This window comes from Streptococcus parasanguinis (genome assembly GCF_040908565.1).
GTDB lineage: Bacteria > Bacillota > Bacilli > Lactobacillales > Streptococcaceae > Streptococcus > Streptococcus parasanguinis_AC.
Genome location: NZ_JBDGEA010000013.1, coordinates 58095 through 75629, shown reverse-complemented (window position 1 = coordinate 75629; position 17535 = coordinate 58095). Strand labels below are relative to the sequence as shown.

The following is a 17535-nucleotide window of genomic DNA, read 5'->3' as shown; positions in this document are numbered from 1 at the left end:
CCCCATGCAAGCTCTCCACACCAACAATGGTCAAGGTCTCAGTTCCTGCCCCCTTAACATTAGCCCCCATTTTATTGAGCAAGAGAGCTAGGTCAACAATTTCAGGTTCCCGAGCTGCATTTTCAATCACCGTGACTCCATCTGCCAAGGTTGCGGCCATCATAATATTTTGTGTCGCCCCTACTGATGGGAAGTCCATATAGATGTGTGCACCCTTGAGACGATCTGCTTTTGCTTCAATATAGCCGGCTGTTTGGGTAATTTCAGCTCCCATAGCTTCCAGACCTTTGAGATGAAGGTCAATCGGACGACTACCGATCGTACAGCCTCCAGGCATGGAAACTTTGGCATGGCCATTGCGTGCCAAGACAGGACCCAAGACAACGATAGAAGCCCGCATCTTGCTCACATATTTATAAGGCGCTTCTTCAGACAGTTTCTCTCGTGCATCTACGACAACCATATTGTCTTCTTCATTGAAGGTTACTTGTGCATTCAACCCACGAACAACATTGTTCATTGTAAAGACATCTGATAAAACAGGTACATTTTTCAAGGTTGTCACGCCCTCGCTTGCTAGAACTGTTGCAGCAAGAAGAGGAAGGACAGCATTTTTTGCTCCTTCGATTTTAACAGTTCCAACCAGTCGATTATGACCACCATTAACGATTATTTTTTCCATACGGGATTGTTCTCCAATTTCTTAAAGTCACGCTTTCTATCATACCATATTTTTTATAAAATGTGGCTAGAATTGGCCAATAAAAATCTGCCGACTCATCTCATAGACACTGATAAAAAATGAGCTTGCTAGATAGCCTATTCCAACGCTGATCATCAAGATCAAAAAACGGATTTTAACTGCATTTTCAGCACTTACTTTTAAAAACTTTTCCCATTGAACCAAGTTCATCAATAGGTAATAGGCAAAAAAGATAAACAATAGATGGCTTGAAAGATTAAAAATCATTTGAATCATACAGCTATTATACCATATTTGGTCCGTACTTTCTTCTTTTGATTCTCTCCCAACAAAAATAAGGTGAGGACAAAACCTCCACCTTATTTTGAATATCTTATAAACGATTTCCGACATTAATCCGGTTAATGGCGCGTTGAAGAGCAATTTTAGCACGACGTTCCATATCAACCGAATGCTGATCTTTGGCTTCTTCAATCGCTTTTTCAGCTCGCAGTTTGGCACGTTCTGCACGACTAATGTCGATATCTCGAGCACGTTCGGCAGAATCGGCAACAATGGTAATGACATTATCAGCTACTTCGATAATCCCACCATTGACTGCAATCCAATCAATATGTTTGTCATCGTCGACACGACGAACCTTTACTTGGTCTACAGCCAAAACCGCAATGGTATTGATATGATGAGGTAAAATCCCTAATTCACCATCAATTGTCTTGACAGATACAAATGCGGCATGATGATCATAAACCAGTCCATCCGGTGTAACGATTTGGACGTTCATTTGACTCATCTTTCACCTCTTCTTAGAATCCCATTTTTTCAGCTTTGGCGATCACATCTTCGATCGATCCAACACCACGGAAGGCATCTTCAGGAAGATGGTCATATTTCCCATCCAAAATTTCTTTAAAGCCACGAACAGTTTCTCCAACTGGTACATAAGAACCAGGTTGACCCGTAAATTGTTCCGCAACGTTGAAGTTTTGTGACAAGAAGAATTGGATCCGGCGAGCACGAGCAACCAAGGTCTTTTCTTCGTCAGACAATTCATCCATTCCCAAGATAGCAATGATATCTTGCAATTCATGGTAACGTTGAAGGACGCGTTTGACTTCAGAAGCTACTGCATAGTGTTCTTCTCCTACGATTTCTGGAGAAAGGGCACGTGAGCTTGATGCCAATGGATCCACCGCAGGGTAGATCCCCAATTGTACCAATTTACGTTCCAAGTTGGTGGTTGAATCCAAGTGAGCAAAAGCGGTTGCTGGCGCTGGGTCTGTATAGTCATCGGCTGGCACATAGATGGCTTGGATCGATGTAACAGAACCTTTCTTCGTTGACGTAATCCGTTCTTGCAATTGACCCATTTCAGTTGCCAAAGTAGGTTGGTAACCAACGGCTGATGGCATCCGTCCCAAAAGGGCTGATACTTCAGATCCGGCTTGAGTGAAACGGAAGATATTGTCGATAAACAAGAGAACGTCCTGACCTTCGACATCACGGAAGTATTCCGCAATGGTCAAACCAGTCAAAGCAACACGCATCCGTGCTCCAGGTGGCTCATTCATTTGTCCAAAGACCATGGCTGTTTTTTCAATAACGCCAGATTCTTTCATTTCCCAGTAAAGGTCATTCCCTTCACGTGTCCGTTCCCCAACACCGGTAAATACAGAAATACCACCGTGTTCTTGGGCAATATTATGGATTAATTCTTGAATCAAGACGGTCTTCCCAACTCCGGCACCACCGAAGAGTCCGACCTTCCCACCTTTCAAATAAGGGGCTAAGAGGTCAATAACCTTGATCCCTGTTTCAAGAATTTCTTCTGAAGTAGAGAGCTCGTCAAAGGATGGAGCTTTTTTGTGGATGGAGTCACGAGGAGCATCCTCAGCAAAAGGTTGATCCAAGTCAATGGTATCTCCAAGAACATTGAAGACACGTCCCAAGGTTTCTTTTCCGACAGGAACAGAGATTGGACGACCAGTGTCCAAGACTTCCATTCCACGTGTTAAACCATCAGTTGATTCCATGGCAATGGTCCGTACGACCCCATCACCAAGTTCCAAAGCTACTTCAAGAACGACTTTTGATTTTTGTTGGTCATTTTTATAGACTACAAGCGCATTATTGATCTCAGGAAGTTTATCTCCAATGGAAAAGGCAACGTCTACGACGGGACCTACGACCTGAGAAATTTTGCCTAAACTCATGTCATTCTCCTATTCTAAGTAATTTCTACTGCTCAAAAGTTCTCTTTCGAGCATCTGTTTTTGTATTTAAAATTGTATCCGACAACTATTCAAGGGCGCTAGCACCAGCAACGATTTCGGTAATTTCTTGTGTAATCGCTGCTTGACGAGCACGGTTGTATTGAATCGTTAATTCATCAATGACTTTCTTGGCATTGTCTGTTGCAGTTTGCATGGCCATCATCCCCGCAGCATTTTCAGCTGTTTTAGCATCAATAATGGCACCATAGATCATGCTTTCAGCAAATTGAGGGAGCAATTGATCCAAAATGGCATCTCGACTAGATTCCAATTCTAGATTCAATACATAATCCTCATCTGCTTCATTGGGGTCCAAATCAATAATCGGAAGCATCTGTTCTACCCGCATTTGGCTAGTCAAACTGTTAACGTGATGGTTGTAACAGACGTACAACTCGTCAAACAAGCCTTCCTGATACATTTGGACTGTTTTCGAAATGATCGTACGAACTTCCTTAAAGCTAGGTTGATCAGGCAAACCACGCAATTCATAAACCGGCTGAATCCCACGGGCACGGAAGAAATCCGCACCGACACTTCCAATACAGATCACTTCAAAGTCATCTCCAGTTGGATGGTATTCTGCCTTCATTTCCATCATGGTTTTAAGGATGGAGGCATTGTAGCCTCCGACCAAACCACGATCAGATGTAATGACGATATAAGCTGTCTTATTTACCGGCCGACTCACCAACATAGGATGGGATTTGGCATTTTCTGTTTCATGTCCATGGAGCAAGTCTGTTAGTAACTTACGTACCTTAGCGGCATAAACCTGAAAATCCTTGGCTGCTTGCTCAGATTTCCCGAGTTTAGCAGCAGACACCATCTGCATAGCATTGGTAATTTGACTGGTATTTTTAGTGGATGCAATTTTATTTTTTATATCATTTAATGAAACTGCCATCTTCCACTCCTATTTCTATTTGAAATTTGACTGGTTGACAAATTCTGTAAGGGCTGCATCCAGTTCTTCTTCTGCTGGAAGATCATGTGTCGAACGAATCGTCTCAAAGATTTGGTTATAATGTGCTTCAAAGTAATCAAACAACTCTTCTTGGAAACGAAGAATATCGTCTACTGGAACACTATCTAAGAAACCATGAGTCAAGGCATACAAGATCACGACTTGTTTTTCAACTGTCAATGGTTCATGAACAGGTTGTTTCAAGACTTCAACTGTTCGGCGACCACGGTTCAATTTCGCTTGAGTCGCAGCATCCAAGTCGCTACCAAATTTCGTGAAGGCTTCCAATTCACGGTATGAAGCGAGGTCGATACGAAGAGTACCCGCAACTTTCTTCATAGCCTTGATTTGGGCAGCTCCCCCTACACGGGATACAGAAGAACCTGCATCAATGGCCGGACGAATACCAGCATTGAACAAACTATCTTGCAAGAAGATTTGTCCATCTGTGATCGAAATCACGTTGGTTGCGATATAAGCAGAAATATCTCCTGCTTGGGTTTCAATGATTGGAAGAGCTGTAATAGAGCCACCACCCAATTCATCTGAAACTTTAGCTGAACGTTCCAACAAACGGCTGTGGAGATAGAAGACATCCCCTGGGAAGGCTTCACGTCCTGGTGGACGACGAAGAAGAAGGGACAATTCACGGTAGGCTACGGCTTGTTTTGACAAATCATCATAGACGATCAAAACATGTTTACCGTTATACATGAACTCTTCTGCCATGGCAACCCCGGCATAAGGTGCCAAGTAGAGCAATGGAGACGGTTGGGAAGCCGAAGCGGTTACCACAATCGTATAATCCATGGCTCCGTATTTACGAAGAGTTTCTACTTGCGTACGAACTGTTGATTCTTTTTGACCAATCGCCACATAGATACAGATCATGTCTTGACCCTTTTGGTTCAAGATGGTATCGATGGCAATCGAAGTTTTCCCTGTTTGACGGTCCCCGATAATCAATTCCCGTTGGCCACGTCCGATTGGAACGAGGGCATCAATGGCTTTCAAACCAGTTTGTAGGGGTTCTGAGACAGATTTCCGTTGCATAACACCAGGAGCTGGTGTTTCGACTGGACGGAATTTATCTGTCACAATCTCACCCAAACCATCTACTGGTTGGCCAAGTGGGTTGACAACCCGACCAATCAAGGCATCCCCTGCAGGGACTTCCATGATTTTACCTGTACGACGGACAGAGTCTCCTTCACGAATATCCGTGAAATCACCCAAGATGATGATACCGACATCCGTTGTCTCTAAGTTTTGGGCCATCCCGTATGAGCCATTTTCAAAGATCAACAACTCACCACTCATGGCATTTTCAAGCCCATGAGCGCGGGCAATCCCGTCACCAATGTAGGTTACAACACCTGTCTCAGTGACGTCAAAGTTTGGCTTGAAATTTTCAATTTGTTGCTTAATTAAAGCGCTGATTTCTTGTGCGTTAATCGCCAAAATTCACACCACTTTCTATTTCAATTTAGATTTTATAACTTGCAATTGGTGTTTGAGACTGGTATCCAACGTTTTATGATTGGCTGTCACGACAAAGCCACCAATTAAATCTGGATCGATCTTTTGTTGGATCGAGCGAACTTGAATCCCAAATTTTCTTTCGATAATGGGTACTAGCTTTTGCTCTTGAACAGGATCCAAACCAGCAACTGTCGTAACAGTGACGACAAATGCGTTGCTCAACAGTTGAATCTGATCCAAACAAATCGTTACAATGTCATAAAATAAGGCTTCACGATGATTGAGAATAACCACTTCAATCAAATGGTCGAGTAATTGTGAATCAGAGGGTTGAAAAAGTCTTAGACTTTTTGCTTTCTCTTCATCCTCTACACCGATATGAGCTAAGAAGTTAGCAAGTCCAGTCTCCTCAAAAATGCCCTTGATTTGGGTCAATTTTTCAAAGACAAGATCTTGTTCTCCTTTTTCAAAGACCAATTGAACAAAAGGCTGGGTATATTTCTCAATCACCATCAGTTGCTTTTTGTCCATTAGGCTTCTCCTAATTCATCAAGATAGCGATCGATCAGTTGGCGTTGACCTTCAGCATCCAGCTGTTGACTCAACAATTTGCTGGCAAGATTGACAGTGAGATCTGCCACATCGCCTTTGATACTGTTCAATGCTTCTTCTTTGTTATGCGCTATTTCTTGTTGCGCTTTTTCTTTCAAACGTACTGCTTCTTGAGTGGCTTCTGAAAGGATCTGAGATTTGTTCTTTTCTGCAGTTTCCTTTGCATTTTCGACGATAGACGCAGCTTCTTTGCGGCTACCTGCCAACTCTTCTTCACGTTTACTTGCTAGTTCCTCAGCTTTTTGACGAGCTGATTCTGCTCCATCAATATCATCTGTAATCTTTTTGGCACGCGCCTCTAAAATATCATTGATATTGTTCCAAGCAAATTTCTTTACTAAAAAGATTAATAATAGGAAGGAACCAGCAATGAGAATAAAGTTACCAATAATTTCACTCATTGATACATGCATTCTTCTACTCCTCCTCTACTTACTCTTCACCATTAATTTTCTTACCAATATAGATTGATGACAACATGGTAAACACATAGGCTTGGATACATGAAATAAAAATTGAAAATGCAGTCCATGCCATGCTACCAATAAAGGCAAATGGATACCAATAGAAAGCTTGGTGTGATAAGTTCACGAGCAAGCTTGCTAATACCTCACCCGCAAAGATATTTCCGAAGATCCGAAGTGCCAAGGAGGCAAAGTTCGTTAATTCTTCCAAAATATTCATGGGGGTCATGAATCCAGGTGTCACAAAAGCCTTTAAATATTCCTTCACACCACGTCGGCGAATTCCTTCTACATGGGCGATTAAGGTGATCAAAAATGAAAAGGCAAAGTCATAACCCAGGTTAGCGGTTGGTGATGTCCACAAATTGTAACCATTGGTCGTTTCGATTTTAGCCATCAATCCAATGTTATTGGCCACTAAAAGAAATAGGAAAAGAACAAACAAGAACAAGGAATAGTCCTTTATATAATGTTCCCCAATATTTCCTTTGGTGAAGCCTACGACAAAGTCATATGCGTATTCCAGCACATTTTGTTTGCCCTTTGGTCGGATCGACATTTTTCGACTGGCCCAATAAATGAAGCCAAAAACAGCAAAAACAGAAATCAGGGTCATAGCAAGTAGGGTCAAATTAAAAGATACAGGTCCAAGAGTTATCGTTGGAGTGATACTTTCTTCCAAGTTTTGACACCTCCTTTTCTAAAATAGAAGTGCTTATTTGATAATGAAGGCCATAACCAAGGTTACGAAGAAAGTACCTTCGACAAAGGCAACACCAAGAATCAAGAGGCTACGCAATTGACCAATAATTTCTGGTTGACGAGACGCAGATTTCAATAGGCTGCTCATCATCAAACCTTCTGCCAGTGATACACCAAAGCAGGCTAAACAAAGACCTAAAAATGTTAAATTCATGATGAATTCTCCTTTTATAAATTTTACCTCCTTAGTTTACTCCTAAAAGATATAATAGTCAAATATTTCCTAGAAAAGAAAGCGTTTTTGTTAAATTACGTTATTTTTTTAATATGATAATTTTTCCGACCTACGATTGATTCCTTTTAATTTTTAGACACTTTGTCCACCTCTATTCATTTTTTCTTCTAAAAAACTCTCACCTGCTCAGCAGATGAGAGAATTCAATTATTTAAAGATAGACGTTTTAAAACTATCTGTTTGTTGGAGCAATTTCTTAAAGATTTTTTCTTTCAGTGAAACCGTATTGTCAAATTTGACAGAACCGTTACTTAGAGTAGCCTTATCTTTATCCACTGCTTCTGCAAATGCACGTTTCAAGTCTTCATAGCTATTGTATGTCTTCCCATCGATGTCAATAGCCTGAATTCCGTTTTTGGCACTGGTCACAACTTCATTGAAGTAAGCTTTCTTCCAGTCTTCAAGGGTACTGAATCTTCCATCAGAAATCTTCTGAATGACGAAGTCATCTCCTAGTGTGGCAAGTCCAGCTTGTTTGGACTCTTGTTTATACTTGTTTGAAGCATACCCTAAGAAGCCTTTTTCATAGCCATAATAACCCCAAATCCTGAAAGTATTGTGTTTGAAGGACATAGCTCCAGGAGCCCCTTCACTGGTGTTCCCACCATAGATACCTGTCATCATCGGCACAGTCACATAGGCTGAACCAAAGTCAGATGGATTATAGACGCCATTTCCAGGACCACGATTGGTCATGAAATTATTGGTGATAAGGTCATCTACTGTGTTTAAAGCAATGGCTTTTTCCTCATCACTCAAAGGACGCACCTTATCAAATTGATTCTTGGTGTTGGCTCCACGGTACTGTTTATCAACCTTCTTGAACCAAGCATTGTTTAAGTCTTGACTTCCTTTGTTGAGGACAGCTTCCCCTTCTAGGTAATCCAGAAGCATGAGCGTATCGTTATAACCTTTCATGTAGCGATCAATCTCATCACGTGATTGAAGATCGTTTGGATTGGTATTGTACCATTGATTGCCATCGTTAGGACGTTCATAGGCCATGTTGAGACCTAAAGCTTTGTATTCCCCATTTGGATTCGATACAGATGGTGTTTGGAGCATTCCTTGGGCAAAGGCTTCAATATCTGTCCCTTCGCGGTGTCTCCACCCACCTAAGTAAACCATACGGTCATTGACGTGCGTCGTTTCGTGGGTAAAGGCAGACACCCCAAAGTCACTGATCATATCGGTCACCATGAAGAAGACCGAATCGTCTTTATATGGATTTCCGTAAATTCGAGCTACAGCACCCATGCGCCAATCTGTCGCATGGTAACGATCGGTTGGGCCATACAATTCACGGATTGGAGCGACATCTTTGCCACTGTTGGTATGGCCATAGCGGTCCGTACTGATGCCTTTATAGTTTTGGTTATCAAGGACAGGGGTCGGAACCATATTATTGCTCTTCAAGAGCTGATTGCGAACCTTATCCGTTGCGAGACGCGACCAGAAATCTAGGTAATTTTGTTGCCCTTTTGCGACTTTATCAATTTCCGCCTTGAAGGTATTTCGTTCCGCTTCCGTATTCTTACCATATTTCTCGAAGGAACTATAAGCCATTGTATTGTAGGTTGAAATCAAGAACATATGAGCATCTTTTAAGTTCAAGAGTGGCAAGATCATTTTACCGTGAACATCATTGTTTAAGCCTTCGTATGCTCGATGTTTCTTATCGGCAAACTCAGGAGTTGTTGTTTTTGGCTCCACAATATAGACATTGTCTTTGGTTGCTTTAATAAACCAATCATTCAAGTCTGTATCGCTTGTAAAGAGTTCCATGTTGTATTTCAGGAAGTCATTAAGATTTCCAGAAAGAGTCGATTTAGCCACGACTTCACGGAAGGCATCGTGGGTACGAGTTCCTTTGATATAGTCTTCTTTTGAACCAATTTCAATCAAGCGGTCTAAGACATCAACATTCTTACCATAGAAGTCTGGCTTGAACAACATGAGCTGTTTGAGATGGACATCATCAAACTTCACTCCGTAATAACGGTTAAGGTAAGAAAGACCCAAAAGAACAGCAGCCTTATTATCCTCAATTTTCTTGATAAGCGCCCGTTTGGCAGCCTCATCTGTGTTTAATTGATAGTCTTGGTTTTCAACTAGTTGTTTGACAAAGTGAGTCAGATTGTCTTTGACTTCTTGGAAGCTTTCTTCGAGGTAAAGGTTCTTAATGGCATTGACTTTGTTAGATCCTGTTATACCTAGGTGTGTGTAGATTGGGTCAGATTGTAATTCGACAGGATTTAATGTTTCAACAATGGCACTAATGAGATCGCTACGGTCTTTGTCCACCATGTTCGGCGTGTAGACAACTTCACCGAGCTCCGCTACGCTGTACTCTTTCACTTGTTTGACTTTTGAATCTTTCGGTGAAATGCTAAAGATATCTTTTGTCTTATCAGAGTAATGGATCAGAATGTGGTCGGCATCAGCCAATTCTGTTACAAAATCATTGCCCTTCATGGCCGTCACAGACAAGACTTCCTTGGTCAAGAGAGGACTAGTCGCAGCCAATTTATTTCCTTGATCCACAATCCACTCTTTGTTGTAGAATGGTTGCAGTTTAGCAATATTGCGGTAAGCTAGCTCACGAGTCGCATCATAAGCAGTGATTGCCTTGTATTGATCGTCTTTGTTAACAAGGTTATTAAGCGTATCTTCAACAGGTTTCGTGCTTTCAAATTTATCAGCAGTGATTCCCATTGCTTCAATTTTCTGCTCAGCTTCTGACAGAGAGATACTTGGAATTTTACGGGAGTTGTTAAAGGATTTCTTCCCTTCACTCACGCCTTCCACGCTGTAATTGCGCTTGGTTCTTGAATAGGTAAAGTAATCATCTGCGTCAATATCCGAGTGTCCGAAGACCATTTCACCAGTTTTGACTTTCATCATGGTGATGTTGTCTTCAATAGCCCCCAAGGCCCAGTTGGTCCCTAGTAATCCACCAGATTGGACCGCTTCTTTGAGTTCAATCGAACCTTTAGCAACGGAGTTTCTGAGAACCCCTTCTTTACCTAGCGTATTGTTATTCCCACCGTTTTGAGAAGAATAAACTAAACCTGCAGCTTTAGCTTTGTTCCCAGTGATTTCAGCATCAACGTAAGCCTTTTCGACAATACCCTTCCAGTTCTCGCCAACAACACCTGCTAGATAGCCACCTTTATTGCCAGCAGCGTGCAGTTTCCCGATGAAGGCAACATTACTGACCTTCCCACTACCATCAATTTTATTGATAATACCAGCTACATCGTTGTTTCCAACAACACTTCCTGTTACTTTAACATTTTCGACAGTCGCATTATTTTTGATGACACCTGCGATTGGTGCTACTCGATCTATCGTAGGTAGGTCGATAGCGACGTTTTCAAGCAGGAGATTCTTAACAGTGCCACCTTCGATGTTTCCAAACAATGGTCGCGTAATGTTATGGATGGCAAATGTATTTCCATCCGTACTTTCCAATATTCCCTTGAAGGCATTGGTTACATAAGATTTGCCAGCTGGTTGCACATTACTTGCATTCATACTGCTACCAAGCTTAAAGGTACCAGTCGGATTGGCTTGCATGGCTTTTACAAGTTCGTTGAAATTGTAGTAGACATCTCCTTCATGAGCTTTCGGCTTCGCAATATAGTGGACATAGTCCTCACTAAACTGCTTGTCCGCAGTCCGTTGGATGAGATCTGGAGCTTTGGCTGTTACTTTGTATAAGGTCGCTCCATCTACCGTCACTTCTTCAATTTTATCAACGGCCAGTTTTGTGACCTTATTATCATGGGTGGTAACCTTTAAGTAATAAGGTTTCACATCTGAAGGTGTTTCTGACAAGAGGCTACGATCAGTCTCAAGGCCTTGGTCATCCACGCTAATCAGACTAGTTTCCTTGATGTTTTTGACTTCAACTTTTTTAAGGTCAAGTCTTAGTGGTTCTTCCTTGAGAACTTCTTCTTCATCCCCATTTCCACGGTCATAGACCATGGTCGTAGCCAGCGTATAATCCTTGTAGTAGTCTAAGTCCGCTAATGCAGCTGCTAAATCAGCCTCTGAAAGGGCAAAAGTTTTCACCACTTGATCGCCCTTCTTCAACACCGCCTGGATGGACTTGATGGTCACACCCTCTGGTTTATCCAAATGATAAGTAGCTTTGGCACTGCGCTTCAATTCTTCCTTATCGACCTGGGTCAAGGTCAAAGTTGGCTTGTCTAGTTCTTTGGTCCCTTTTTGAATGATCCGATCTCGGGCTTGTTCAACTACTTCTTCCGAAAGCGTTGGAGCATCCGCAGTTTTTACACCTTTAATGGTCTTGTAGACCTTTGTAATTTTCTTCTTCCCATTTTTTCCTGCTCGAGAAACCGTTTCGCTTCCTTTTAACAGGGTGGCATCTTCTTCGGTTACCGTTTTAAATGGAATTTCCTCAAAAGCAACTTCCTCTGTTTGGCCTTCAATCGCCTTAGTCCCACGACTAATTTTTTCTGTCACAGGAGCTTTTACCGTTTCAATTGTCGTGCTGATAGGCTCTCCAACTTTCTCACCATTGACCGTTTTATAGACACGACGAATTTCCTGGCTACCTGCCTCTCCTTTTTGAAGGATACTTTCTTCATCAGTATAGCGGTCCGCATCTGATACATATTCGGTTTCATACGGAAGGATTACCGTTTCTGTTTCTGTAACTGTTCCTTCCGTTATTTGGTAAGCTGGGTTTTCTGGCTGGATTGGGGCTTCACCGATATGGCCTTCTTCTTGCGTGCCCTTGGCTTCGATGACACCGGTATAGGCTGGGTTCTCTGGTTGAACAGGAGCTTCACCAACATGGCCTTCTTCCTGCGTCCCCTTGGCTTCCACTACCCCTGTATAGACTGGATTCTCTGGCTGTACAGGAGCTTCACCAACATGGCCTTCCTCTTGTGTTCCCTTGGCTTCGATGACACCGGTATAAGCTGGGTTCTCTGGCTGAATTGGGGCTTCACCTACATGGCCTTCTTCCTGCGTCCCTTTAGCTTCCACTACTCCTGTATAGGCTGGATTCTCTGGCTGAACAGGAGCTTCACCCACGTGACCTTCTTCCTGCGTCCCCTTAACTGTTACAACTGGAGAAGGGATTGGTTGAGGGATTGGTTGCGGATCTTCTTTTGTCCCGACGGCAAGAATTTGTGAAACTGGTTCTTTAGTGACCTTGCTTTCAACTACTCTGCGAACTTCTTGTCCATCTACCACGCTGACTTCCGTCAAAATAGTCCGCTCTCCATTTTGGCCTGCTGTCAGCACCTTGGTTTGCCCTTTGGCTAATGTAGGATCAGCTTGGTTGACAATTTCAAACGGCACAGGCTCAGTAGAGACTTCAAGGCTTGGTTTTTCAACTTGAGGAAAGGCTGGAGCGACTTCTGGCGTCACACGCGCTTGTGGTTCCATTTGTGTAATCCCTGCACCTGTTTTGATCGAACTCTCTACAGATGGTTGGATTCTCTGAATAGCTTTTGGTTCTTGTGAGTTCGTCTTTTGGACAGACGGGTAGCGCAGATAGCCAACATAGTCATAGCCATCAATATGAATCACGCCATTTGCCAGATCTTTACTGGATGCGATCGAAAGATTCTGATTATAAGCACGTAAAACTTGGTTTTGCAAAGCTGCAACTTCAATTGGTAGCAGAAGACTTTGGCCCATGGCTCCAATCAAAAGGACAGCCATAACTTTCTTTCTGCGCTTTTTAGAAAGTAAGAGCACAGCAAAAGAAGCAGTGGCTAGACTTAGACCGAAGAGGGCGACTTCCTGACTTCCTGTTTGGGGAAGCACTGGCTGAGTTGCCTCCTGCTTCTTATAGACTAGAAAGAAGGTATCTTCATTTTGATAGTCTTCAGGGATTGCATGAATCACCTGTGCTTTTTCTTCAGCGGTTAACTCTTCTTCTGTCACATAACCTAAGTGCACATTAGCAGGTAAGGTCACCTGATCTGCTTGTACAGGACGAGCTCCTAAGAGAGTTCCCCCTAATAAAAAGGCTCCAATGGCAACAGGACCAACCCCGACAGATAATTTCCGAATCGAATATTTGGTCAATTTTTCAAAAGTTTGTTTAGCTTTTTTCATCCTGAAATTCCTATATAGTAATATTTGAACCACATGTAGGCCCTTATTGATGAAAGAGGATGGGACCATCTCCAAAAATAAGGACCTTCCCGGGATTTTTTACCTTTACCTATCTTATCTTTTTTCTTCTATTTTAGCAAGCTCTAAAACTCAAAAAAATAAACCGTTTTCTTTATAGGAAGAAAGCAAAACAAAAAACGCCTCGAAAGGCGTTTTTACACTAGATTTACTTATAAGGACTGGTACAAATCGTTGTATCGTTGACTAGCCGTATCCCATGAGAAGTCACGAGTCATAGCTTGTTCTTGCAGGCCATACCAAGCCTGTTTGTCATTGTAGTAAACAGCTAAGGCCTCATCAACTGCCCAGTTAAACCAGTAGCCAGATAAATTATTGAAACTAAAGCCTGTTCCACTTCCATCAACAACATTGTACGGTTGAACCGTATCTCGAAGTCCGCCGACTTCATGCACCAAAGGAAGGGTTCCATAACGCATGGCCATCATTTGAGAAAGGCCACATGGTTCAAAGCGACTTGGCATCAAGAAAACATCTGACGCTGCATAGATTTCTTGGGCCAATTGGACATCAAATGTGATATTAGCTGAAAGTTTATCTGGGTAGGCTTGACCAAACCAAGCAAAGGCATTTTCAAATCCAGGATCGCCTGTACCGAGCAAGACAATCTGAATATCCTTTTGCAAGAGTTGATGCAACTCTTCTACCACAATATCAAAACCTTTTTGGCGTGTCAAACGAGAGACGATCCCAAATAAAGGTACATCATCGCGAACGGGTAGACCGACACGTTCTTGAAGAGCTCGTTTACAAGCTGCTTTACCTGAAAGATCTGAGAGACTGAAGTGATACGTCAGGAGCGGATCCGTTTCAGGATTATATAGATCTGCATCAATCCCGTTAACAATACCGGTCACCTTGCCAGACTCCATCCGAAGGATCTGATCCAAGCCACAACCATATTCAGAAGTCATAATCTCATGTGCATAACTAGGTGATACGGTTGTCACACGGTCAGCATATAGAATGCCGGCTTTCATCCAATTCAGGCAATCATTCCACCGAAGTGTTCCGTCTGCATAGCGTTCAAATCCCACTCCGAATAAATCCCACAACATTCCTGGGTCAAACTGACCTTGAAATTCCAAATTATGGATGGTCAATACTGTTTTAATTCCATGATAAGCTTGAATCCAACGGTATTTTTCCTTGAGTAGGAAAGGAATCATTGCTGTATGGTAATCATGGGCATGAAGAACATCTGGAATGAAGTCAACCCGTTCCATCGTTTCTAAGGCCGCGAGCTGGAAGAAGGCAAAGCGTTCGCCATCATCAAAGTCACCATACACATGTCCTCTAAAGAAATAGTGTTGGTTATCAATAAAGTAAAAGGTAACTCCATCGCGCACAATGCGTTTCACACCAACATATTGACTTCTCCAGCCAACCTTGGTCTCAAAATGCAAGACGTCTTCAATTTGATCCCCAAATTTTGCCTCTACCATATCATAGTAAGGGAGAATCACGCGCACGTCATGACCACTTTTCGCTAAGGATTTAGGAAGAGCGCCAATAACGTCTCCCAATCCACCTGTTTTAGAAAATGGTGCACCTTCAGCTGCAACAAATAATAGTTTCATTAGACAATATCCTCTGTAACAATCGTTCTTTTTTTAACCACGACAGGTACTTCTTCTGTCCCACGAATCGTCACGCCAGCAGCCACTTCGACCCCCTTATCCAGGATGGCATGTTCGACGATTGCATTTTCATGAATGACAACACCAGGGAAAAGAAGACTACTGCGGACTTCTGAACCTTCATGAAGGTGTACCCGGCGTGAAACAACAGAGCGTTCAACGGTTCCTTCTACAATACTACCAGAAGCAAATTGGGACGATTTGATATTTGAAGTCTTGGAATAATAAGTTGGCTCTTCATTCTTCACTTTTGTATACACCTTTTGATTTGGTGAAAAGAGCTTCATGAATTTTTGGTTTTCCAACATATCCAAATTTGCACGATAGTAGGATTCAACAGAATGAACATTTGCCAAGTAGCCGGTATATTCAAAGGCAAAGGCATTGTATTCCACCGCCAATTCACGTAAGATATAGCGTAATTTTTGCGGATATTCCTTCTTCGCTTCTTCTTCTAATTTTTCAATCAACCAAGGCGTATCCACAATAAAGACATCTGTTGACATGTTGTAGACTTCACCAGGATCCTTACCATCAAAAAGTTTTTGATCTGTAACATGGTCTGTTTCATCAATTTCCAAGACAGCATTGACTTCTGAGATGTCTTGAGGATGCAACTTTTTATAAACCACTGTAATCGGACGATCAATGGTATTATGAAGGTGGAAAATCTGATTGAGGTCAATATTCATTAATACATCACAGTTCAAAGCAACTGTTTGATTAGAACCAGACCGTTTCAAATAGGTCAATAATTGCTGGTAGTATTCTGGCCCTACCGTTGTATTTTCAACTGGAGTATTATAGATTCCGAGGTAATAGTGGCTCAATAAAGTAGACAAGCCCCACTCACGACCTGAACGAATATGGTCAAAGACCGAACTAATATTTTCTTGTTGGAAAATCCCAAAAACACTACGAATACCAGCATTTGCAAGACTAGACAATGGGAAGTCGATTAAGCGGTATTTCCCATCAAACGGTAGGGATGCTACCGGACGATGGCTAGTCAAAGTGGACATATCATGATACCCAACTGTATTTCCTAAAATGGCTGAATATTTATCAATCTTCATCTGTTGCTACCCCCACTTTTTCATTGTAACCGACAACTTGTACTTCCTCTGTTCCATCAATCACGACACCTTCTGCAATGACTGCGCCTTCTCCGATGATCGCGCGTTTCACAACAGCTCCTTTACCGATAATGGCATTGCTCATCACGACAGCATCTTCGACAACTGCTCCTTCACGAACTTGAGCTTCTGTTGATAAGATGGAGTGTTTGACTGTACCGTCTACCGAACAACCATCGACGACAAGAGAATCTTCGATGTGGCCATGTTCCCCAAAGAAGTTCGGTGGAGAAATGAGGTTGCGTGAATAGATTTTCCAGTGACGATCGCGACTATCCAAGGCATTATTTGGATCGATATATTCCATATTGGCTTCCCAAAGAGACTCAATTGTACCAACGTCTTTCCAATAGCCGTTGAATTCATAAGCATAAACACTTTCGCCTGATTCTAGATAAGTTGGAATGACATTCTTACCAAAGTCTGACATATCGATATCGCTCTTTTCAGCAGCAACCAACATATTGCGGAGACGAGCCCAGTCAAAGATGTAAATCCCCATGGAAGCCTTGGTAGATTTTGGTTCAGCTGGTTTTTCTTCAAATTCAACAATCCGATTATTAGCATCGGTATTCATGATTCCAAAACGACTCGCTTCCTTCAAAGGTACATCTAGGACGGCAACAGTCAAGCTCGCATTATTATCCTTGTGCGCTTGAAGCATATCATCATAGTCCATCTTGTAGATATGGTCACCAGAAAGAATCAAGACATATTCAGGATTGATGCTGTCGATATAGTCGATGTTTTGGAGGATGGCATGACTAGTTCCTTCGAACCAACGATTTCCTTCACTAGCTGAATAAGGTTGCAAAATGGAAACCCCTGTGTTGATTCCATCCAAGCCCCAGCTGGAACCATTACCAATATGACTATTGAGGGCCAGTGGCTGGTACTGTGTGATCACACCAACATTGTGAATCCCTGAGTTGGCACAGTTTGATAGCGCAAAATCGATAATCCGATAGCGCCCACCAAATTGAACCGCAGGTTTTGCGATGTTTTTGGTTAATTTTCCAAGACGTGTTCCTTGCCCACCGGCAAGAATTAAAGCGAGCATTTCATTCTTCATTGACTACTT

The 17535-nt window shown here is 42.3% G+C and carries 14 protein-coding genes; all 14 read right to left on the bottom strand.

What is annotated here, in order from left to right; genetic code table 11:
* A partial coding sequence (locus AB5Y61_RS07485) for a UDP-N-acetylglucosamine 1-carboxyvinyltransferase (RefSeq protein ID WP_368403710.1) occupies nt 1-682 on the bottom strand: 682 nt, incomplete at its 3' end.
* Nucleotides 683-748: 66 nt separating this feature from the next.
* Nucleotides 749-979, bottom strand: coding sequence for a DUF1146 family protein (locus AB5Y61_RS07480; RefSeq protein WP_003006458.1), 231 nt, complete (start codon nt 977-979; stop codon nt 749-751).
* A 97-nt stretch (nt 980-1076) separates the two neighbouring features.
* A complete protein-coding gene (locus AB5Y61_RS07475) occupies nt 1077-1496 on the bottom strand; it encodes a F0F1 ATP synthase subunit epsilon (RefSeq protein WP_003002471.1) in 420 nt (139 codons plus the stop codon).
* A gap of 13 nt (nt 1497-1509) precedes the next feature.
* Nucleotides 1510-2916 carry a F0F1 ATP synthase subunit beta gene (atpD, locus tag AB5Y61_RS07470; protein WP_368403709.1) on the bottom strand — a complete coding sequence of 469 codons (1407 nt, stop codon included), beginning with the start codon at nt 2914-2916 and terminating at the stop codon, nt 1510-1512.
* An 85-nt stretch (nt 2917-3001) separates the two neighbouring features.
* Complete coding sequence (locus tag AB5Y61_RS07465) at nt 3002-3883, bottom strand: F0F1 ATP synthase subunit gamma (RefSeq protein WP_201036914.1); 882 nt, start codon at nt 3881-3883, stop codon at nt 3002-3004.
* 15 nt (nt 3884-3898) lie between these two features.
* A complete protein-coding gene (gene atpA / locus AB5Y61_RS07460) occupies nt 3899-5404 on the bottom strand; it encodes a F0F1 ATP synthase subunit alpha (protein WP_003006447.1) in 1506 nt (501 codons plus the stop codon).
* Nucleotides 5405-5419: 15 nt separating this feature from the next.
* Nucleotides 5420-5956, bottom strand: coding sequence for a F0F1 ATP synthase subunit delta (locus AB5Y61_RS07455; RefSeq protein WP_013903319.1), 537 nt, complete (start codon nt 5954-5956; stop codon nt 5420-5422).
* Nucleotides 5956-6450 (bottom strand): F0F1 ATP synthase subunit B, encoded by a 495-nt coding sequence (gene atpF, locus AB5Y61_RS07450; RefSeq protein WP_155125665.1) that lies wholly within the window; start codon nt 6448-6450, stop codon nt 5956-5958. The genes AB5Y61_RS07455 and atpF overlap by 1 nt, the downstream gene beginning before the upstream one ends.
* Nucleotides 6451-6469: 19 nt before the next feature.
* On the bottom strand, nt 6470-7183 hold the full coding sequence (atpB, locus tag AB5Y61_RS07445) for a F0F1 ATP synthase subunit A (RefSeq protein WP_368403708.1): 714 nt from the start codon (nt 7181-7183) through the stop codon (nt 6470-6472).
* Nucleotides 7184-7216: 33 nt separating this feature from the next.
* A complete protein-coding gene (locus AB5Y61_RS07440) occupies nt 7217-7417 on the bottom strand; it encodes a F0F1 ATP synthase subunit C (protein ID WP_003006433.1) in 201 nt (66 codons plus the stop codon).
* Nucleotides 7418-7645: 228 nt separating this feature from the next.
* Entirely contained in the window at nt 7646-13600 is a 5955-nt protein-coding gene (locus AB5Y61_RS07435) for a ZmpA/ZmpB/ZmpC family metallo-endopeptidase (protein ID WP_368403707.1), read from the bottom strand.
* A gap of 230 nt (nt 13601-13830) precedes the next feature.
* A complete protein-coding gene (glgA, locus tag AB5Y61_RS07430; RefSeq protein WP_368403706.1) occupies nt 13831-15258 on the bottom strand; it encodes a glycogen synthase GlgA in 1428 nt (475 codons plus the stop codon).
* Nucleotides 15258-16394 carry a glucose-1-phosphate adenylyltransferase subunit GlgD gene (gene glgD, locus AB5Y61_RS07425; RefSeq protein ID WP_368403705.1) on the bottom strand — a complete coding sequence of 379 codons (1137 nt, stop codon included), beginning with the start codon at nt 16392-16394 and terminating at the stop codon, nt 15258-15260. Before glgD ends, glgA begins: the two co-directional genes overlap by 1 nt.
* On the bottom strand, nt 16384-17526 hold the full coding sequence (locus tag AB5Y61_RS07420; RefSeq protein WP_021152896.1) for a glucose-1-phosphate adenylyltransferase: 1143 nt from the start codon (nt 17524-17526) through the stop codon (nt 16384-16386). Before AB5Y61_RS07420 ends, glgD begins: the two co-directional genes overlap by 11 nt.
* Between the last annotated feature and the right edge of the window lie 9 nt (nt 17527-17535).